The following is a 19,319-nucleotide window of genomic DNA, read 5'->3' as shown; positions in this document are numbered from 1 at the left end:
AGATGGGTGGTGGTCGAATGGCACAGCTCATAAAGATGCAGGATTATATTTCCCGGTATGAGCAGGATATTTATCATTATCCAACACAATTTGCACGGTTGAAAAAACAGCAATGGGATAAATTGAAGGCTGCTTATAATGCGGGCGAGCTGGATCGGTTGTATAGCGAACATACTGAAAGTGAAACACAGGTCAAATTTGATCCGCCTCAGGAAGAGTCAAAGGGTCTGTTTAATAAGGTGAAAGGCATATTCCACCGGACAGGTAAACAGGAGGCAGAGGCAGAAGAACTGCTAATACCGAACCAGGTTGAAGATACTAATGTTTTTTCATTAAGATTTCCGTTCCGACCGGCCAGTCTGGATGAATTAAAGCAAAATTTTTTAAATCAATTACTCCGTTTTCAAATGAAATGGGGGAGTTCGACGCTTCGTGAAAAGTCATTTGTGGACCAATCATTCTTTTTGGATGAGAGGCTCCGCTTTTTTCTGCAGCGTTTTCCGGATACGTTTCTCGTATTATATAAACCTATCTTTCTATTGAAAAATGCGCCTGTTGAAGTCGAAGTCATTTTATTGACCCCTGTTGATGCTTGGTGCATCACTTTTCTGGAAGCGGAAGAAGACGCTGCTTTCATCGGTTCGAGTGAACGGTTCTGGGTCCGCAGGCATCATAAGCATCCTGATAAAAAAGTGCTCAACCCTTTGTTGGGTGCAAATCGAATGACGAACATCGTCTCCCAGTTATTTGAGCTATATGAAGTGAACATGCCGATTAAAAAGGTGATTTTATCCCGGAATGGATATGTCGATTATCCCGAAGCACCTTATAATATTACGATGTTGGATAAACGGACCTTCCCGGAATGGTTTGAAAGGATGCGGGCTATATCGTCCCCTCTTAAGGCACAGCAGTTAAAAGGGGCGCAGGCATTGCTTGAATATTGCCAAACTACATCCAGCCTGCGACCTGAATGGGAAGCCGATCCTAACCAAACAGAAGGAAATGAGCATGCCGCGCCTTAATGAAACGGTATATTTCATTGTCAATCCAATGGCTGGAAATGAAGAGAGTTTGAAGATTTGGAAAAAAGCCGAGGGAATATTGAAATCAAAAGCTGTTCCCCATAAGGTGTTCTTTACACGTGAAAAGGGGCATGCGCTAAGATTGACGAAGGAAATTCTATCAGGGACGAATCAGGATACCAGGGTGATCGCTGTCGGGGGAGATGGCACGATTAATGAAATGTTAAATGGCGCCATTGATTTCCCTCACGCTATCATCGGCTCCATTGCGGCTGGATCCGGCAATGATTATGTAAGGGGCATTCAAAAAACTAAGAGTGTGGAAGAAGCTCTTTCTTTATTTCAGGATAATGCCTTCCGTGCCATTGATATTGGACGGTTTCAGACGAATGGCAAGGCGGGTTATTTCGTGAACAGCCTGGGAATGGGCATTGATGCTGAAATTTCCGATGAAGCAGAACGTTCCGCTCTGAAAAAATGGTTTAATTTTGTCAGGGCGGGTAAATTAATTTATCTGTTCATTTTTATAAAAAAGATATTTACTTACAAGCCCAGCTGCATGGAATTGATCATTGATGGTGAGCGGCATCTTTTGAAAAAGGTTTGGTTCATTGTTATTGCGAACCAGCCCTACTTTGGCGGTGGGATGAAAATTTCACCGATGTCGAAGCTGGATGATGGCAGGTTGAACGTGATTGCGGTCCATGATATTACTTTGTTGAAATTATTGACCGTCTTCATCACCGTTTTTTGGGGCGGTCACCTAAGCATGAAAAATGTTGATTCTTTTTCTGGTAAAATGATAAAAATGAAGAATCAAGGGTCAGTAAAAATCCAGTCTGATGGGCAAATGGTTGGTACGCATGAAGTAGCTGCAGTGGTTCTGAAAGAGAAAATCCGCGTCATGTTCAAGGGTAATAACCCATACAAAAATATGAAATGATTTATTTGTTTTTGTTTTATGCGTATAATCGTTTTATAGTACTTGACGAAGAAACCGTTTTTCAACTAAAATTTAATTTATGGCTATTGTTTAATTGCTCAATAGCTATTTTTTTATTTCTCTAAATGAGGATGTTTTTAATTGCGGGTATCATCCCGATGCAAGTATATATGCAGCTTCGCCAGCAGGCGGATTTTTTATAAAACATGGACTCAAAGTAGTGGTAATACATACACTAGGTGAACGTACCCACATTTGTATGATTAAGCGAGGAAATCGAAGGTGAACCAGTTGGAACATTTATTAGGTCAGGAGTGGGATATATCCCCTGCCGGAGGAGCTACGGGAGAAGCCTTTATTGCCGAGAAAGAGGGGCAGAAGCTCTTCCTTAAACGAAATTCATCGCCATTTTTAGCTGTTCTTTCGGCTGAGGGCATTGTTCCAAAGTTAATGTGGACAAAACGCCTGGAAAATGGGGATGTAATTACGGCCCAGCATTGGATGGAAGGCAGGGAGCTATCTCAGCAGGAAATGAACAATATAAGAGTCGCAAAGCTGCTTCAAAAAATTCATCAATCCGATCCTTTGTTAAGCATGCTCAAAAGGCTTGGGAAATCCCCTTTACGACCTGAAAGTATACTTACAGACATAGAAACCGGGTTATCTTCGGATGTTACGGATATTCCGATTATCAAGCAGGCCATCCATTTTTTACAGAATAATCTCCTGTTGATTGAATGCGACGAAAAAGTCGTCTGTCATTGTGATGTGAACCATAATAATTGGCTCATGACCGAAACTGACGGATTGTTCCTGATTGATTGGGACGGAGCGGTCATTGGCGATCCGGCCATTGACCTCGGCATACTCCTGTATTCTTATGTCCCAAGGGAAGAATGGAATCAATGGCTTGCCCGTTACGGCAAGAAGCTTGACGCAGGCCTGGAGATGAGGATGAAATGGCACACGGTTTCACAACTTGTGCTTTCCATCCAATGGCATCATCGTAGAAAGCGTTACGAGGAAAGAAATGAATTACTGCAAAAGCTGGAAGCATTATTGATGGTTGGCTGATCAGAATTGATCTATATCATCCACCCACTGGGACAGGTCGTTTTGGTGGGTTGAAATATGTGCATCTAAATCGGCGGTACCGATGCCTGTTTGACTGTATTCGTAAATCTCCGTCAGTATCGTTTTCACATTGCTGTCAATTTCCCTATTGATCATTAAGGATTTGACGAGCCTTTCAACCTGTTCACATTCAGAAACGGATCCGCAGCAGTCTGTTTGATGGTTGGTCAATATATCTTTCAATAGTGACATTTGATGTTCATGGGAAAGCGGCATATAATACCTCTCCTTTCTTAAATATGATTCAAGGGATTCCCAGGTGGTTGTCGCCTGCCCTTCACTTATTTATGGTGTGTTTTGCTGAAAGTTTTATACATGAAAACTACAGAGACTGTCGCCTGGATGGCCGGCAGTTTTTTTATTTGTTCAGTGTGTGTTTCCTGAAAAAATCAACTTGCGGGAATCCATGCACTCGTGTTATGGTTTGAACGATTATATTATAAATAGGGGTGTCATCATGCGTTTAAGAAATAAACCTTGGGCTGAAGACCGTTTGAATGATTTTCCACAATATGTAATTCAGCAACCAGTGAGCCATAAAGGTAAATGGCATGAAGTTTTCGGTAACGATAATCCGTTATATATTGAAGTGGGTACGGGAAAAGGCCGTTTCATCACAGAAATGGCAAAAGCCCATCCTGATGTGAATTTCATTGGAATTGAAGTATATGGAAGCGTCATTGTAGCTGCTTTGGACTTGCTGATTGAAGCGGATGTTCCAAATTTAAGGCTGTTGAATGTTGACGCAGCGAACTTAGGGGACTATTTTGCAAAAGGTGACGTGGACCGCGTCTACTTGAATTTCTCTGATCCATGGCCGAAATCACGTCATGCAAAACGTCGGTTAACATACAAGACCTTCCTCGAAGTATATGAAGGCATCCTGCCAGACAAAGGCGAGATTCACTTCAAGACGGATAACCAAGGGTTATTCGAATCTTCTTTGAAAAGTATTTCCGAGTACGGCATGCTCTTGAAATATGTAAGCCTTGATCTTCACAATAGCAGTTTTGAAGGCAACATCATGACTGAATATGAAGAAAAGTTCTCGAGTAAAGGCAACCGGATATACCGATTGGAAGCAATGTTCCAATAATCATCGATCAAAAACCAGGTGCACAGCATCTGGTTTTTTTCTTGTTAAGGCGGTGTATTTCATTCAGGAGGGTGACTTGATCTTTATCGATTTCAATATATGGAAGTGGGTGTTAAACTAAAGGAAGAGGAGGGGTAAAATGGAAACGATGCAAATAGGGGAAATTAAATTAACATGGTTGAATGGCGGTGTGACTCACTTGGATGGCGGTGCGATGTTCGGTGTTGTACCGAAACCGCTTTGGGCCAAGAAGTATCCTGTTAACGAAAATAACCAAATCGAGTTACGTACGGATCCGATTTTGGTGCAGGCCAATGGATTGAACATGCTTATAGATTCCGGTATTGGCAATGGAAAGCTGAATGACAAGCAGAAACGGAATTTTGGGGTGACGGAGGAATCCAATCTTGTCGAAGATCTTGGCAGACTTGGGATTCAGCCAAATGATATCGATTACATTTTAATGACCCATCTACATTTCGACCATGCCTGCGGTTTGACGAAACGTGAAGGTGAAACTTGGGTGCCTGTTTTCGAGCGTGCAGAAATCATTACGACCCAAACTGAATGGGTGGAAATGAAAAACCCGAATATTCGTTCAAAAAGTACATATTGGGCAGAAAACTGGGAGGCTGTCGCTTCTCTTGTACGTCCTTTTGAAGGTGAGCAGGAAATTACGGACGGCATTAAAATGATCCATACCGGGGGGCATAGTGATGGACATGCGATCATCATCATTGAGGATGGTGGTGACAGATTGATTCACATGGCAGATATCATGCCGACGCACGCGCATGCGAATGTCCTCTGGGTCCTCGCTTATGACGATTATCCGATGACTTCCATCGAGGCGAAGGAAAAGTGGATGAAATCCGGACTGGAAAATGGTTCCTGGTATAGCTTTTATCATGATGCCCAATACTGTGCCATCAAATGGGATGTAACGGGTAAGGAGATAATAGCCGAATTGAAACGGAAGCGATAAGAGGGAAAGCTACAGGAGGACGTCATTTTGACGGCCCTCCTGTTGTTGTTTCAATCATTTTGCGCATTAAGCTCCAATATCGTTCCTGTTGAGGCATCTGCAACAAACTCGAATTGCTCGCGTTTACCCTCTGTGTTTCTAGTGATCCCGCCTTTGTACACTTCATAGTCCAAGTCATTTTTTGTATAATTCTCCGGCTTCATCAAGATCCATGAGCCATATATATTTCCATCCTTTTTAACTGTTTCCTTCACTTGGGCCAAGACTTTATCGGGAGAAGGTTTACTTGATTGATCCAATAGTTGTTTTGTCGCATATCCAGCAGCAAAACCTGCTGCAGTACCTAGTAAAAAGGTTTTCCAATTCATTGATTTCTCCTCCATTGCATTTATTAAAATCGCTTCTTCCAGTATACAGAAGAACGCTTTATTTGACTAATAATTTGAAATTTTACCCATTAACTGATAAATTAGAACTTTCTAGTGTATCACGATGCTAAGTTCTGTAAAATAGTAAGAAACAATACATAGTTAGGGGTAGAAAAATGAATCATGAGACTTTGGAGCTTTTTAAAACATTGACGGAATTACCGGGAGCCTCGGGAAATGAACATGCAGTTCGGAGTTTCATGAAGCGGGAGCTGGAAAAGTATTCGGATGAAATCGTCCAGGATCGCCTTGGCGGAATATTTGGCGTAAAAAGAGGCGATGAGGATGGGCCGACTGTACTAGTTGCCGGACACATGGATGAAGTGGGATTCATGGTCACTTCTGTAACAGAAAATGGAATGATACGCTTTCAGACCTTGGGAGGCTGGTGGAGTCAAGTGCTATTGGCCCAAAGAGTCGAGATCATAACCGATAACGGTCCGGTCATTGGTGTCATCGGTTCGATTCCGCCCCATTTGCTTGATGAATCGCAACGCTCAAAACCAATGGATATCAAAAATATGCTGATTGATATCGGGGCGGATGATAAGGAAGATGTGAAGAGAATCGGCATTAAGCCAGGTCAGCAGATTGTACCGATTTGTCCATTCACTCCTATGGCCAATGAGAAGAAAATCCTCGCAAAAGCGTGGGATAATCGTTACGGCTGCGGACTTGCGATAGAATTGTTAAAGGATTTAAAAGGTGAAACGTTACCGAATATCTTATATTCCGGGGCAACCGTCCAGGAGGAAGTCGGGTTACGGGGTGCGCAAACTGCAGCTCATATGATCAAACCGGATCTTTTCTTCGCTTTGGATGCAAGTCCGGCGAACGATATGTCCGGCAGTAAAAGTGAATTTGGCCAGCTAGGAAAAGGGGCACTGCTCCGCATTTTCGATCGTTCGATGGTCACTCATCGCGGCATGAGGGAATTCATCCTCGATACGGCCGAGTCTAATGAGATTCCGTATCAATATTTCGTTTCCCAAGGCGGCACGGATGCAGGGCAAGTCCATATTGCAAACGAAGGCATTCCAAGCGGGGTGATTGGCATTTGTTCCCGCTATATTCATACACATGCATCCATGATTCATATTGATGATTATGCCGCTGCACGTGAACTGATTGGGAAATTGGTTCGTTCCTGTGATAAAACGACATTCGAGACCTTGATTAATAACGGTTGATGGTGGAAGCTGAAATGGAAAGGGGTGCTGTCATGAATCCTTTTCCATCAGCTTTTTTTACATAGAAGGAAGGTAATTATATTGAAAATAGCAGTAGGCAGTAAAAATCCGGCGAAAGTAAGTGCCGTGCTTGGTGTATATGAAGATGCAGAAATCATTTCGCTTCAAGTGGAGAGCGGGGTCCCGGAACAGCCTTTTTCAGACGAGGAAACGATGGAGGGGGCAATGACACGTGCCCGGAACTGCTTGATTCACAGTGATGCCGAAATGGGTATCGGGCTTGAAGGCGGTGTCGTGAAAATGGGACAAGCCCTGTTTCTGTGTAATTGGGGTGCAATGGCAACAAGGGACGGTGAGGTCTTTGTAGCTGCCGGAGCGAGAATCCCAGTTCCGGGAATTGTTGCTGAGAAGCTGCTGGACGGTGAAGAGTTGGGCCCGGTGATGGATGCCTTCACAAGGCAAGAGAATATTAGCAAAAAGGAAGGAGCGATCGGCGTATTTACAAATGAGCGAATCACCAGGGGGGAAATGTTCCTTCATATCATGAGGATGCTAGCCGGTCAACACGAGTATAAGCTGAAAATGAAAAAGCAGGATTTTTGAATCACTGTCATGGAAAAGCGGGTTTCGAATGATGGAAACGAACACTGCTAAAACAGAGCAGGAACGGACAGGATTTTATTGAGCGGCCTTGCTAGTATAGTGACAAGGGGGGAGCGAAATGGGGTGGGTTGAATCAATCCAAAAGGCCATCGAATATATCGAGGAGCACTTATTGGAGGACCTGACGATCGAGAGTATTTCCAGGCAGGCGAATGCCTCAGCTTTTCATTTTCAACGGACATTCACCATTTTAACGGATATAACCATTGGTGACTATATCCGTCGTCGAAGACTGACCTTAGCGGCCCAGGAGATTTCATCAACAAATGGCAAGGTCATTGATTTAGCCTACAAGTATGGCTATGACACCCCCGAGGCGTTCTCAAAAGCTTTTCGAAGGCAGCATGGGGTATCTCCAAGCGAAGCCCGAAAGTATATGGGGAAGCTGAAATTCTATGAACGCCTGGTGATACAGGTGATTCTGAAAGGGGCAAAACCGATGAAATACAATATCCTTCAAAGGGATTCCTTTCAATTGATTGGAATCAAGCAAGAGTTTTCTTTGGTTAATGAAGAGAATTTGATCGGGATTCCAAAGTTGTGGGAGAAAGTGAATTCGGATGGAACAGGAGATAGGTTAGCGAAGTTGAACAATGGCCAAATAGATGGCTTGATTGGTGTATGTGTCGATAAGCGGGCTGTGGAAAAAAATGAAACGATGGATTATTGGATAGGTGCAGAGTATGCCGGGAAAGTGCCTGAAGAGTTTTCACCCCTTACGATACCGGCTTCTAAGTGGGTTGCATTCGAAGTTCACGGACCTATGCCGGATGCCATCCAACAAGCTTGGAAACGAATTTTTTCCGAATGGTTCCCTACCAGCGGTTATGAACATGCCGGAACTCCAGAATTGGAAGTATACGCGAATGACGACGCTTCAAACCCTGACTATTACTCCGAAATTTGGATTCCCATTAAAAAGGGATAAGATAAAATATTCGTTTTTCGCTTGCAGGGGAGGCCCTGCAAGCTTTTTATTCGTTTCTTTATAAATGATCAGTCTTTCATACTTGAGCTGGACAGTTAAGGGACAATGGGATTTACAGCCCTTCTTCAAAAATATAAGAAAGCACCTTCATGGCTTGGTTAACGGATTCTACCGTGACACTCGCCTTTTCCGATAATTCCTTTAAGGCATGATGATGGGATTCCGGACGAATCAAAATAAGCGGTTTACCCAGGGAAATGGCGGTGCTTGCGTCCATGGCAGTATTCCACTGTTTATATTTCTCGCCAAACAGAGCGACGACAAGATCAGCTTTTTTCATCAAAAGGCCTGTCCGCAAATTATTGATTTGGGAAGCGGCCGCATCCTTCAGGATGGGATTCGGCTGTTCCCCGAGGATATCTTCACCGATATTATCGGAGCGTTCATGATTTTCCATCGGGCCTACAAATTCTAAAGGAAGCTTCAGTGCAGCGGACTTATCTCTCAGCTCACTTCTCCAATTTGAATGGATCTCCCCAGCAAGATACACGGTTAACTTCATTGTTTTCCTCCTCGGTATTAAAATTGCTTTCATTGTACCATGTTTTTTAGAAAATGGATGAATTCCATAAATAAGGATAATATTATCCATAAGGTAGTAAAAGAGACGGCTGGAGGAATGACGATGGCTTTATCGAATAAGAATATCCTTGTTTTTCTGTTGATAAGCAGTTTGGTTGTGGGCTGCTCAAGTATCGAGAGACAAACCGAAAAGGCTATGAAGGCTGCTGAAGTGGCTTTTCGTGACGATGAAAAACAGCCCAATCAAGAGGCGGGGCTAATTCAGGTCTATCTGCCAAAGGATTTTAAAGTAGTGGAAGAACATGATAATAATTTGATTTTACAAAAAGGTGATAAGATTTATATATTATTTGACAATCCAAATGAAAAAGAAGACAGCTCCGTGATATATTTGGCGATAAAGGAACAAGATGATCAAAATGTAATGCTGCATTCTTTTCAGACTGAAGATAAATTCGGCTTTATCTCGATCAAAGAGATACCGAAAGAAAAGTATGAGCTTGCAGTGGGAATCGGCGGGGTGAAGCTGACAACCGAAACGGATAAAGACCAATTAAAAACCGATGCAAAACAAATGATGGAAATCGTTTCATCCGTGCCCCAGTAATAAGCTGACCCCTGCCTTTCAACCGATCCGTATTAATGGTTGATTTCTGGAGAGTCTGGTATGATGGGATTATAAAAACTAAGGTGTCATTTAGAGCAGGAGGAATATTCAAATGGAAAATTTACAAACCGTTGAGCAATATGATGCATTGAAAAATGAAGGCAAACATATCTTTCTTTTTTCGGCGACATGGTGTGGGGATTGCCGTGTAATCGAACCGATAATGCCGGAGATTGAAACGAAATTTCCTGACTTTACATTCATTCATGTGGACCGTGATGAATTCATCGATGTGTGTGCGGCTAATGATGTATTCGGTATACCAAGTTTCATCGCGTATGATAATGGTAAAGAGCTAGGCAGATTCGTGAGCAAGGATCGTAAAACGCAAGAACAAATTGAGGAATTCATACAATCACTATAATCAAAATCCCCTTCTCGCTGGGGATTTTTCAATGAAGAGGAGGGTCAGTCATGAAAATGGACAGCACGAAGCTGAAAAATATCCTGAAGGAACGTTTAAAAGATGAAAATCGCACATTTAAATTCGATAGCAAGAAAGATACGTTACGGGTGGAAAATGTGAAGACCGGGAAGGGTATCACCATCGAGTTGCCTCCTGTACTTGCTAACTATGAAAACGTACAGGAAAAGGCCATCGATGAAATTATCTATTACGTGGAAGAGGCCCTGAATGTGATGGGGGGAGAACATAGCATGGAAGGCAAGGAGAAATTCATTTTCCCAGTCATCCGCTCGACCTCCTTTCCAATGGAATCGGAAGAAGGAAATCCATTTTTATTCGATGAGCATACGGCTGAAACCCGGATTTTTTATGCCCTTGATTTAGGGAAAACCTACCGTCTTATAGATGAAAAGATGATTCAACGGGAAAATTGGCAGGGTGACAGGATCCGTGAAATTGCCCTTTTTAATGCCCGTTCCCTCTCCACTGAAATGAAGTCGGATATCGTTGCAGGTAATGCATTTTATTTTTTGAACACGAATGATGGTTATGATGCCAGCAGGATCCTGAATGAATCATGGCTTCGGGAAATGAAGGACAAGATCGAGGGAACCATGGCTGTGGCCATTCCCCATCAGGACGTCATCATCATTGCCGATGTGAAGAATGATACGGGCTATGATATTCTTGCGCAAATGGCGATGAGCTTCTTTGCCAGCGGTCATGTTCCAATAACGGCTCTATCATTTCTTTACGAAGAAAATGAGTTGGAGCCCATCTTCATTATGGGTAAAAACAAAAAGCGTGAACAATAATATATTGAATACAAAAGGACCGTGTCAGCATCTGACAGCGGTCCTTTTAAAGTTTAATAGAGTTTATGACCCTTAGAGTTGATATTTATTTTTTAATCGGTGATAATATAATTGTAATATTTTGAAAATATGGAATAAAACAATATAACGAGCGGATGAACGTTGTGGGAGAGTGCAAAGCATTGAGCCACCGAAGGAGCAAGTTCCAAAAATATCCCTTGGAGCAAATCTCTCAGGTAAATGGAACCGCAGCTGGACGCAACTCTGGAGAGCGCGCAGGAAGTGTGCCACCAACGGGGAAACCTCCATGACCAAAATGGAGTTAAACTCTCAGGTAAAAGGACAGAGAAGGGAGCGGTAAGTTTACGGAACCCTTCTCTGTCCTTTTTTATTTGGCTTTTTACATACAGAAGGTTTGCAGCGAACATGGAACTTACTAATATGCTAATCAACTTGAAATAATGGGGGAGAATAATCGTGAATGTGAAAAGCAAATTAATGAACATGCTTGAAGCCCGTAAAGGGGAAATGGTTCAAATCCGCCGTCATTTACACGAGAATCCGGAGCTATCCTTCAAAGAAGAGAAAACGGCAAAATATATCATTGATTTTTATAAGGGGAAAGGTGTATCGATTCAAACGAATGTAGGAAATGGATTAGGGATCATCGTGACGATCGAAGGCGGAAAACCAGGGAAAACGATAGGTCTCCGTGCCGATTTCGATGCACTGCCGATTTCAGAAGAAGCGGAGGTTCCATTCCGTTCAAAAAATGAAGGTGTCATGCATGCCTGCGGACACGATGGGCATACCGCTTATTTATTGGTATTGGCAGACTGCATCAATGAGCTGAAAGATTCCCTATCAGGTACGATCAAAATAATTCATCAACATGCAGAAGAAACACCCCCCGGAGGAGCCAAAAGCATTATGGAATCAGGGTTTTTGGATGAACTGGATGCTGTTTTTGGAATCCATTTATTTCCTTCTCATCCAGCAGGGGTTGTCGGGTATCGCGGCGGCTATTCGATGGCTGGACGGACCTATTTCAAGTTAGCGATAAAGGGTGTAGGCGGCCATGGATCCTCCCCGCATATGGCTAATGATACCATTGTGGCAGGCGCCCATTTCGTGACAGCCGTACAAACCGTAATCAGCCGTCGCTTGAACCCTTTTGATATGGGTGTAGTCACAATCGGCTCCTTCGATGGAAAAGGAAGCTTTAATGTCATTAAAGATCGTATAGAAATTGAAGGGGATGTTCGTTATATGACAGCAGAGACCCAACAGCTGATCGATAAGGAAATCCACCGGATCGTTAAAGGGATAGAAACGGAATTTGATGTTCAGTGCGAACTTACATATGTTCCCGATTATCCTCCGTTATATAATGACCCTGAACTGACTGGATTCGTGAAAAATAGCCTGGAAAGCATGGATGACAAAGATATTAAGAAGGTTGTGGAATTTCCGGTTTTCTCTGGTTCGGAAGATTTTTCGTATTATGCAGAAAAGATTCCTGGCTGCTTCTTTTACATTGGCTGTAAACCGAAAGGGGTGGAGAAGGCATATTTCAATCACCATCCTAAATTCGACATTGATGAGGATGCCCTTTTGATCGCTTCCAAATCAGTGGCGCAGGTTGTATGCAGTTTTTATGAATGGAAATAGTACCTTTGGTCTTTGTTTGCAAAAAAAACGCAGAAACCCACAAAACACCGTTCGGTATTAACGAACGGTGTTTTATGGGTTGCGGCAGGTATTTGGATGCCGTCGGCGGTTTCATGAAGGATGTTGCAATGAATTGGCCAGTCTGCTTCAAAGGCTGCATGAAAACTTAATCTCTTTGTAAACGCGATTTAACAGCGGTGTTTTATTTAAATAGTAGACTAGGGGCTAATGTTATTTCGCAATTGATAGGTTTAAACTCATTCCAGAAGGGGTTTAATAGGGTAGGAGCTCTGCGAAATACGTTAAGTTAGCAGGAATGCGATAAAAAAAATAGATGCTAATCCCAATTCAGCTTAAATTTTCTCGATATTTTTAAAATAACTGGTAGAATTAGTTACATAACTACAGATGTAGAAAGAGTGATAGTTTTGAAATGGCTAAATAAGATGAAAAAATGGTTCCAAGCAGAGGAAATTATTGAAATCGAAGAAATTATTATAGATGAGCCGCTTGATGAAGAGACATTAAAGAAAATGGATTTTTCAAAGCTTTCTAAGTCAAAGAAAGAAGAAATAAAGGTTTACAATCAAAAAGTGGAAAATATGTCCCAGACGCCAGACCCGGATACGAAAATCCTGTTTCAATATCCAAAAGGACAGTTCAAGTTTCCGCTCATTCCAGACCGGGAGCAGAATAAAAGAAAGCCTAGGGAAAGAAACAGGGAAGAAAATGAACCCAAACAGGGGAAGAATGTGTCCAAAGAAACAACGAGAAGGCCTGTAAGGGATACTGAACCAAAACGGAGAAGCTTCGACCGGGAGGAAACCTCAAAAATAGTCCCGTCAAAAACTCCATTCCGCCCAACGGAAATCCCTTCACCCATTTATGGGTTCCGTCGTCCGGAAAAAAAAACGGTCCCTTCTGAAGAAATTGTCGAATATGAATTAGAAAGCAAAATGCCCATCCTTAAAAAAGAAGGACCCGATATCGAGATTCCGGTATCGATCCCTGAAATCTCAAAAGAAGTGTCACATGAGGAAATGACGATAGAACCATCCGTTCTTATACCGGAACAAGCTGAAAAAAAAAGGGAAGATTCGGAGATACCCGCTTTCTTTCGTAGGAATTCCATTGAGTCACTGCCAGAAGAAGCAGTAAGCGAGCCTGACATAATTGAGCCTGCGGTGGAAAAAGGGGCTATTGAACAGGACCAGGTCGATTTTGGACGCGAAGTCGCTGTATCCATCATGGAACAGGCGGACGACACCCCGCCTGAAGCTATATCGGTTCCTGGGGAGGTTGCTGCACAATCAAATCAACCATCCGTTAGTCAAGGGACACTGCCTGAAGATCCATCTGAGGCAATACCTGAAGTGCAGCCTAAACGTCCGAAAAAACATATCCCATTTAATGTGATGATGCTTAAGCAAGATCGGGAAAAAAACAGCTTCATGAATAAAATGATGCCGGAAAAAAAAAGCCTTAATTCGGAAAGGGCAGTAGTTTCCCCTGATAAGCGACCAATGAATGATGCTGCTGAAACGGAGACAGGACAAGCGAAACCATCCGCCATTCCTGAACGGAAACAAGAGGAAGGCAGAGTTATGCCGAAAGAGGGGACTCCGGTCATTACACCAACCTTTTTGGACACTAAGGCTGGTTCGGAAATCGCCGCCGTGCCTGAAAATACAGTTGAATCCAATATTGGTTCCAGCCCGGTCACTAAGCCGCTCTTGGAACAGGAATCCACCATTTCCGGAAGTGGGTATCAAGAAGCAGTTTATACAGAGGCGGCAGCAGAAAGTAGCCAGGGCGATACCCCGGCAGTTTTTGGCTCCGTGGAAGCGGAGGATAATCCATATTATATGTTTCCGAATATCGAATTGCTGACACCTCCCACTTATGCTGTGCATGATGATGAGTGGCTCGAGGAACAGACTTTATTACTTGATGAGACATTGAAAAATTTCAATGTCCGTGCAAAGGTCGTCAATGTCACTCAAGGACCGGCAGTAACTCGTTTCGAGGTGCATCCGGAGCCGGGAGTGAAGGTGAATAAAGTGACGAACCTGATGGATGACATCAAATTAAGCCTTGCTGCTCAGGATATGCGGATGGAAGCGCCTATTCCGGGTAAACATACAATTGGCATCGAGATTCCGAACAGGAAAAGCAAACCGGTATTTTTGCGTGAGGTTTTGGAAAGTACTGAGTTTCAAGAGCATGAATCACCGCTTGCCGTGGCTTTAGGACTCGATATATCCGGTCAGCCGATTATCACGGATTTGAGAAAGATGCCGCATGGATTGATAGCCGGGCAAACGGGATCGGGGAAAAGTGTATGTATCAACACGATGCTGGTCAGCTTGCTGTATAAAGCGACGCCGCAGGAATTGAAATTACTGTTGATCGATCCGAAAATGGTCGAGCTCGCCCCATATAACCGGATCCCGCATTTGGTCAGTCCAGTCATAACCGATGTAAAAGCCGCTACGGCTGCGTTGAAATGGGCTGTAGAGGAGATGGAACGGCGTTATGAATTGTTTGTACATGCCGGTGTGCGTGATATCACCCGCTTTAATGACCAAGCGGAAAAAGCCGGTCAATATTCAAGCAAGCTGCCTTATATCCTGGTGATCATCGATGAGCTTGCGGATCTAATGATGATGTCCCCGGCTGATGTAGAGGAAGCGATTTGCCGGATTGCGCAAAAGGCCCGTGCCTGCGGCATCCATTTGATTGTAGCCACTCAAAGACCTTCAGTCGATGTCATAACTGGATTGATCAAGGCAAATATCCCGACAAGGATCGCTTTTTCGGTTTCTTCACAAGTCGACTCCCGTACAATCATCGATAGCGGCGGTGCAGAAAAATTATTGGGAAGAGGAGATATGTTATTCGCTGAAAACGGCTCTTCGAAAACGGTGCGCCTGCAAGGGACTTTCGTGAGTGATGAAGAAATCGATCAAGTCGTAAACCATGTTAAACTGGAGCAGCAGCCGAAATACCTGTTTGAACAGGAAGACTTGCTGAACAGGGCCGAAGTCACGGAAGATGCGGATGAACTGTTTTTCGAGGCCTGTGAATTTGTCGTGAGCCAGCAGGCGGCATCTGCATCGAGTGTCCAAAGGCGCTTCCGTGTCGGTTATAACCGTGCATCGCGTCTAATAGAAATGATGGAGCAACGGGGAGTCGTTTCCGAATCCAGGGGCTCAAGGCCCAGGGATGTATTGATTACGGAAGAAGAACTGGAATTTTTACATGTTAATTAAGAGAACCTAATAAAAGGAAATTGAATATAATGTGAAAGGGTGAAAACCCTTTTTTATCACCTTAATTGAGGGAAAAACCAATGATTTGATAAATTGGCATCTGCCTGACATGGATGAATGAATAAAAAAGTGATATAATAGTTTTTTGTTGATGAATGATTAAAGATAAGAGCTTGAAAAACCTATTAAGAAATTGCGTTACTAACAAGTCTCGTAATGGAAAAAACAAATAAAAGATGACGTCATATACTGTCATACAGGTAGACGATTGGTGGAGGTTCGCTTTATGACTGCTTACCATTTTGTGGGAATTAAAGGGTCGGGTATGAGTGCTCTTGCACAAATACTGCATGATATGAATATTGAAGTGCAGGGTTCCGATTACGAAAAAGAATTTTTTACACAATTGGCATTAGAAAAAGCCGGGATTAAAATCCTTCCTTTCAACGAGGAAAATATTCAACCTGGAATGACCATCATTGCAGGAAATGCGTTTCCGGATAGTCATCCGGAAATCGTGAAGGCAAAAGAACTTGATTTGCCGATTATCCGTTATCACCGCTTCCTAGGTGATTTCATGAAAAACTTCATTAGCGTGGCCGTTACGGGAGCGCATGGTAAAACATCGACGACCGGTTTGCTTGCCCATGTAATGGGGGGCGCTAAACCGACATCCTTCTTGATTGGGGATGGAACGGGTAAAGGTATCGTGAATTCTGATTACTTCGTATTCGAAGCATGTGAATATCGCCGTCATTTCCTTTCCTATTATCCGGATTATGCAATCATGACGAATATCGATTTTGATCATCCTGATTATTACGCCAATGTCGAAGACGTGTTCGAGGCTTTCCAAACGATGGCCCTTCAAGTCAACAAAGGCATCATTGCGTGCGGGGATGATGAGCATTTACCACATATTCAGGCGAAAGTACCGGTTATTTTTTACGGATTTGCAGAAGGAAATGATTTTCAAGCGAAAAATGTTTCCGTCACTCCGGATGGCACGACTTTTGATGTGCATGTAAGGAACAATTACTATGATACATTCACTATTCCTACTTTTGGAAAGCATAATGTGTTGAATGCACTTGGTGTCATTGCACTTTGTAAATATGAAAACTTGGATACGGAAGCTGTGAAAGCCCAGTTGCGGACTTTTGGCGGAGTTAAACGCCGGTTCTCCGAAAAGGAAATCGGGAGTCAGATCATCATTGATGATTATGCACACCATCCGACCGAGATCTCTGCAACTGTCGACTCGGCGCGTCAGAAATATCCAGAGCGTGAAGTTGTTGCGGTATTCCAGCCACATACTTTCTCGAGAACGCAGGCATTCCTGGATGAATTCGCCGACAGCTTGAATTTGGCCGACAAAGTATACTTATGTGAAATTTTTGGATCTGCTCGTGAACATCAAGGGAAGTTATCGATTGAAGACCTTCAAGATAAGATTCCCGGTGCCGAGCTGATTACGGAGAACACAACATCAATATTGCAACATCATGAAAACAGTGTCGTGTTATTCATGGGTGCGGGGGACATTCAAAAGTTCCAGGCAGCCTACGAGCATTCACTGCAGGTAAAATAAAAAAAACGACCATCCGTTAGTAGCGGATCGGTCGTTTTTTTTTATTGGTGTTTATGTTATTTTAAATTTTCTGGATTTAAATTTTCCAGTTCCGGTAAAACGAAGCGTCCGTCCTTACGTATCAAGACGTCATCAAAATGGATTTCCCCGCCGCCATATTCAGGCCGCTGGATATTGACCAGGTCCCAGTGAATGTCTGAATGGTTTCCGTTAAAGGCATCATCATAGCATTGTCCGGGAGTAAAATGAAAACTTCCATCAATTTTTTCATCAAAGAGGATATCTTGCATCGGGTGTAGAATATAAGGATTTACACCAATTGCAAATTCACCGACATATCGTGCGCCTTCATCAGTATCAAAAATTTTGTTGATGCGTTCCGTATCATTCGCAACCGCTTCAACGATTTTTCCATCCTTGAATGTCAACTTCACGTTTTCAAAAGTAAAACCCTGATAAGGGGACGGAGTATTATACGAAATCACTCCATTGATGGAATCTTTAACCGGAGCCGTATATACTTCACCGTCAGGAATGTTTAGCTCACCCGCACATTTGATGGCTTTAATGTCTTTGATGGAGAAGGTTAGGTCCGTACCGGGCCCAGTTAAGCGGACCTTATCCGTTTTATCCATCAATTCAACAAGATTGTCCATTGCTGCGCTCATTTTGCCATAGTCGAGGTTGCAGACTTCGAAATAAAAGTCTTCGAATGCTTCTGTACTCATTTTGGCTAATTGGGCCATTGAATTTGTCGGGTAGCGAAGTACGACCCATTTTGTTTTTGGCACGCGGATATTTCTATGTACTTTACCGACTGTCTGTCCATGAATCGCCATCTTCTCTGAAGGGACATCGGATTGTTCATTGATATTATCCCCGGCACGAAGCCCGATATAAGCATCCATCTGTTTCATTACGTTTGCTTCAAACTCACCCATCAACTTGTACTGTTCTTCTTTGGCACCCATCAGCAAGGCACGATCCACTTGGTGATCCTTTAAAAGGACGAATGGGTAACCACCTGCTGCATAGGCTTCATTCACAAGTGCGTTAACAAGCTCACGCTGCAATCCGAAGTTTTCGATCAAGATTCTTTCACCTTTTTGAAGCTTCACGGAATAATTGATTAAGTTTTTGGCCAATGTACCAATTCTGGGATCTTTCATAAAAAATACCTCCATTGTTTAAATTCGACTTATCTTTTCTATCATACCCGATTTCCTGCCATAAGTGTCACCCATGAATTTCACGGAGGAACTGGATGCAGACAACAATATTTCCAGATTAGGGTTTGATAGGGTATATTGAAAAAATAAATAAGTTTATAATAATAGGGAAGGGGTAATTAATATCTAACAGCCATTAAATAAGTCGATTTTTTTCGGAGGTGTTCCAATGGAGATTATTTTATACGTAAGTGCTGCTGTTGCAGCGATAGCTTTTTTGGTACTTGTTATTTTCCTAACAAAGGTACTGACATCACTTCAAACTACCCTGGACAGTGTGGCCCGGACGCTGACAGGACTAGAGAGCCAAATGCAGGGCATAACGCTCGAAACTACTCAGTTATTACATAAAACGAATACGTTGGCTGAAGATTTGCAGCAAAAGTCGGAAAACCTGAACACGGTGGTGGATGCCGTGAAGGATGTTGGCACATCCATCTCTAGCTTTAATTCTTCCATCCAAAAGGTTTCCCATAAAGTGCAGGCTGAGATTGATAATAATCAAGAACGAATCTCACAAATTGTACAATGGAGCAATGTAGCCATGGAGATAAGGGACAAGTGGAAGGCCAGAAGCAAACAGTCTGCCCCGACCCCAACCGAAAGGGCGGAGTTAGAAAGGGAAGCGCTTGAAACAGATAACCTGCCTAAAAAAAGGTTTTTACGTTCTAGATCTTAAAATCTAGTTAAATAA

The 19,319-nt window shown here is 42.9% G+C and carries 19 protein-coding genes and 1 riboswitch; of the genes, 15 read left to right on the top strand and 4 right to left on the bottom strand.

Going from position 1 to position 19,319, the window contains the following annotated elements:
- The first annotated feature begins 17 nt into the window (after positions 1-17).
- From FNK51_RS15785 to FNK51_RS15775, 3 genes are all read left to right on the top strand, one after another.
- Positions 18-1,025: an NERD domain-containing protein gene (locus FNK51_RS15785; protein WP_141993942.1), complete on the top strand. Its 1,008-nt coding sequence runs from the start codon at positions 18-20 to the stop codon at positions 1,023-1,025.
- Positions 937-1,968: a diacylglycerol/lipid kinase family protein gene (locus FNK51_RS15780; protein WP_141993941.1), complete on the top strand. Its 1,032-nt coding sequence runs from the start codon at positions 937-939 to the stop codon at positions 1,966-1,968. Before FNK51_RS15785 ends, FNK51_RS15780 begins: the two co-directional genes overlap by 89 nt.
- Before the next feature lie 291 nt (positions 1,969-2,259).
- Positions 2,260-3,042, top strand: coding sequence for a phosphotransferase family protein (locus FNK51_RS15775; protein WP_063232868.1), 783 nt, complete (start codon positions 2,260-2,262; stop codon positions 3,040-3,042).
- Here the strand turns inward: FNK51_RS15775 and FNK51_RS15770 are convergent, their stop codons facing one another.
- Positions 3,043-3,318, bottom strand: coding sequence for a YtzH-like family protein (locus tag FNK51_RS15770; RefSeq protein WP_141993940.1), 276 nt, complete (start codon positions 3,316-3,318; stop codon positions 3,043-3,045).
- A 241-nt stretch (positions 3,319-3,559) separates the two neighbouring features.
- Here FNK51_RS15770 and trmB point away from each other — a divergent pair, with 241 nt between their 5' ends.
- Entirely contained in the window at positions 3,560-4,198 is a 639-nt protein-coding gene (gene trmB, locus FNK51_RS15765) for a tRNA (guanosine(46)-N7)-methyltransferase TrmB (protein ID WP_098369918.1), read from the top strand.
- Positions 4,199-4,337: 139 nt separating this feature from the next.
- On the top strand, positions 4,338-5,183 hold the full coding sequence (locus tag FNK51_RS15760; protein WP_098369919.1) for a YtnP family quorum-quenching lactonase: 846 nt from the start codon (positions 4,338-4,340) through the stop codon (positions 5,181-5,183).
- Between the two features lie 50 nt (positions 5,184-5,233).
- On the opposite strand, the gene FNK51_RS15755 is transcribed toward FNK51_RS15760, so the two are convergent.
- Complete coding sequence (locus tag FNK51_RS15755) at positions 5,234-5,551, bottom strand: PepSY domain-containing protein (RefSeq protein ID WP_076364628.1); 318 nt, start codon at positions 5,549-5,551, stop codon at positions 5,234-5,236.
- A gap of 176 nt (positions 5,552-5,727) precedes the next feature.
- Between FNK51_RS15755 and FNK51_RS15750 the strand changes: the two genes are divergently transcribed.
- The 3 genes from FNK51_RS15750 (at position 5,728) to FNK51_RS15740 (ending at position 8,392) form a co-directional block, all read left to right on the top strand.
- Positions 5,728-6,801: a M42 family metallopeptidase gene (locus FNK51_RS15750; RefSeq protein WP_076364630.1), complete on the top strand. Its 1,074-nt coding sequence runs from the start codon at positions 5,728-5,730 to the stop codon at positions 6,799-6,801.
- An 81-nt stretch (positions 6,802-6,882) separates the two neighbouring features.
- On the top strand, positions 6,883-7,404 hold the full coding sequence (locus FNK51_RS15745; RefSeq protein ID WP_098369922.1) for a DUF84 family protein: 522 nt from the start codon (positions 6,883-6,885) through the stop codon (positions 7,402-7,404).
- A gap of 118 nt (positions 7,405-7,522) precedes the next feature.
- Entirely contained in the window at positions 7,523-8,392 is an 870-nt protein-coding gene (locus FNK51_RS15740; protein WP_141993939.1) for an AraC family transcriptional regulator, read from the top strand.
- Between the two features lie 112 nt (positions 8,393-8,504).
- On the opposite strand, the gene FNK51_RS15735 is transcribed toward FNK51_RS15740, so the two are convergent.
- The gene (locus FNK51_RS15735; RefSeq protein WP_098369924.1) at positions 8,505-8,954 is read right to left on the bottom strand and encodes a YtoQ family protein; all 450 of its coding nucleotides are present in this window, start codon (positions 8,952-8,954) and stop codon (positions 8,505-8,507) included.
- Between the two features lie 123 nt (positions 8,955-9,077).
- On the opposite strand from FNK51_RS15735, the gene FNK51_RS15730 reads away from it, so the two are divergent.
- From FNK51_RS15730 to murC, 6 genes are all read left to right on the top strand, one after another.
- Positions 9,078-9,581, top strand: coding sequence for a hypothetical protein (locus FNK51_RS15730; protein WP_141993938.1), 504 nt, complete (start codon positions 9,078-9,080; stop codon positions 9,579-9,581).
- 112 nt (positions 9,582-9,693) lie between these two features.
- Positions 9,694-10,005 carry a thioredoxin family protein gene (locus FNK51_RS15725; RefSeq protein WP_076364640.1) on the top strand — a complete coding sequence of 104 codons (312 nt, stop codon included), beginning with the start codon at positions 9,694-9,696 and terminating at the stop codon, positions 10,003-10,005.
- A gap of 50 nt (positions 10,006-10,055) precedes the next feature.
- The gene (locus FNK51_RS15720; RefSeq protein WP_098369926.1) at positions 10,056-10,862 is read left to right on the top strand and encodes a DUF1444 domain-containing protein; all 807 of its coding nucleotides are present in this window, start codon (positions 10,056-10,058) and stop codon (positions 10,860-10,862) included.
- Positions 10,863-11,116: 254 nt separating this feature from the next.
- Positions 11,117-11,218, top strand: a riboswitch (glycine riboswitch).
- Between the two features lie 127 nt (positions 11,219-11,345).
- Complete coding sequence (locus FNK51_RS15715; protein WP_141994002.1) at positions 11,346-12,533, top strand: amidohydrolase; 1,188 nt, start codon at positions 11,346-11,348, stop codon at positions 12,531-12,533.
- Between the two features lie 428 nt (positions 12,534-12,961).
- Positions 12,962-15,805, top strand: coding sequence for a DNA translocase FtsK (locus FNK51_RS15710; RefSeq protein ID WP_353617878.1), 2,844 nt, complete (start codon positions 12,962-12,964; stop codon positions 15,803-15,805).
- Between the two features lie 286 nt (positions 15,806-16,091).
- Complete coding sequence (gene murC, locus FNK51_RS15705; protein ID WP_098369927.1) at positions 16,092-17,396, top strand: UDP-N-acetylmuramate--L-alanine ligase; 1,305 nt, start codon at positions 16,092-16,094, stop codon at positions 17,394-17,396.
- A gap of 56 nt (positions 17,397-17,452) precedes the next feature.
- Here murC and FNK51_RS15700 read toward each other — a convergent pair whose 3' ends face one another.
- Positions 17,453-18,565: an aminopeptidase gene (locus FNK51_RS15700; protein ID WP_141993937.1), complete on the bottom strand. Its 1,113-nt coding sequence runs from the start codon at positions 18,563-18,565 to the stop codon at positions 17,453-17,455.
- A 229-nt stretch (positions 18,566-18,794) separates the two neighbouring features.
- Here FNK51_RS15700 and FNK51_RS15695 point away from each other — a divergent pair, with 229 nt between their 5' ends.
- The gene (locus FNK51_RS15695; RefSeq protein WP_098369929.1) at positions 18,795-19,304 is read left to right on the top strand and encodes a DUF948 domain-containing protein; all 510 of its coding nucleotides are present in this window, start codon (positions 18,795-18,797) and stop codon (positions 19,302-19,304) included.
- Positions 19,305-19,319 lie beyond the last annotated feature (15 nt).

The organism is Bacillus sp. B4EP4a (assembly GCF_006680105.1).
In the GTDB taxonomy this organism is placed as follows: Bacteria; Bacillota; Bacilli; order Bacillales; family DSM-1321; genus Peribacillus; species Peribacillus simplex_E.
This window is presented reverse-complemented; position numbering and strand designations above follow the sequence as displayed.

Excerpts from the sequence above, each read along its gene's own strand:
- FNK51_RS15785 (WP_141993942.1), top strand. The coding sequence starts at position 18 with ATGGCACAGCTCATAAAGATGCAGGATTATATTTCCCGGTATGAGCAG.
- FNK51_RS15770 (WP_141993940.1), bottom strand. The coding sequence starts at position 3,318 with ATGCCGCTTTCCCATGAACATCAAATGTCACTATTGAAAGATATATTG.
- trmB (WP_098369918.1), top strand. The coding sequence starts at position 3,560 with ATGCGTTTAAGAAATAAACCTTGGGCTGAAGACCGTTTGAATGATTTT.
- FNK51_RS15760 (WP_098369919.1), top strand. The coding sequence starts at position 4,338 with ATGGAAACGATGCAAATAGGGGAAATTAAATTAACATGGTTGAATGGC.
- FNK51_RS15755 (WP_076364628.1), bottom strand. The coding sequence starts at position 5,551 with ATGAATTGGAAAACCTTTTTACTAGGTACTGCAGCAGGTTTTGCTGCT.
- FNK51_RS15750 (WP_076364630.1), top strand. The coding sequence starts at position 5,728 with ATGAATCATGAGACTTTGGAGCTTTTTAAAACATTGACGGAATTACCG.
- FNK51_RS15740 (WP_141993939.1), top strand. The coding sequence starts at position 7,523 with ATGGGGTGGGTTGAATCAATCCAAAAGGCCATCGAATATATCGAGGAG.
- FNK51_RS15735 (WP_098369924.1), bottom strand. The coding sequence starts at position 8,954 with ATGAAGTTAACCGTGTATCTTGCTGGGGAGATCCATTCAAATTGGAGA.
- FNK51_RS15730 (WP_141993938.1), top strand. The coding sequence starts at position 9,078 with ATGGCTTTATCGAATAAGAATATCCTTGTTTTTCTGTTGATAAGCAGT.
- FNK51_RS15725 (WP_076364640.1), top strand. The coding sequence starts at position 9,694 with ATGGAAAATTTACAAACCGTTGAGCAATATGATGCATTGAAAAATGAA.
- FNK51_RS15720 (WP_098369926.1), top strand. The coding sequence starts at position 10,056 with ATGAAAATGGACAGCACGAAGCTGAAAAATATCCTGAAGGAACGTTTA.
- murC (WP_098369927.1), top strand. The coding sequence starts at position 16,092 with ATGACTGCTTACCATTTTGTGGGAATTAAAGGGTCGGGTATGAGTGCT.
- FNK51_RS15700 (WP_141993937.1), bottom strand. The coding sequence starts at position 18,565 with ATGAAAGATCCCAGAATTGGTACATTGGCCAAAAACTTAATCAATTAT.
- FNK51_RS15695 (WP_098369929.1), top strand. The coding sequence starts at position 18,795 with ATGGAGATTATTTTATACGTAAGTGCTGCTGTTGCAGCGATAGCTTTT.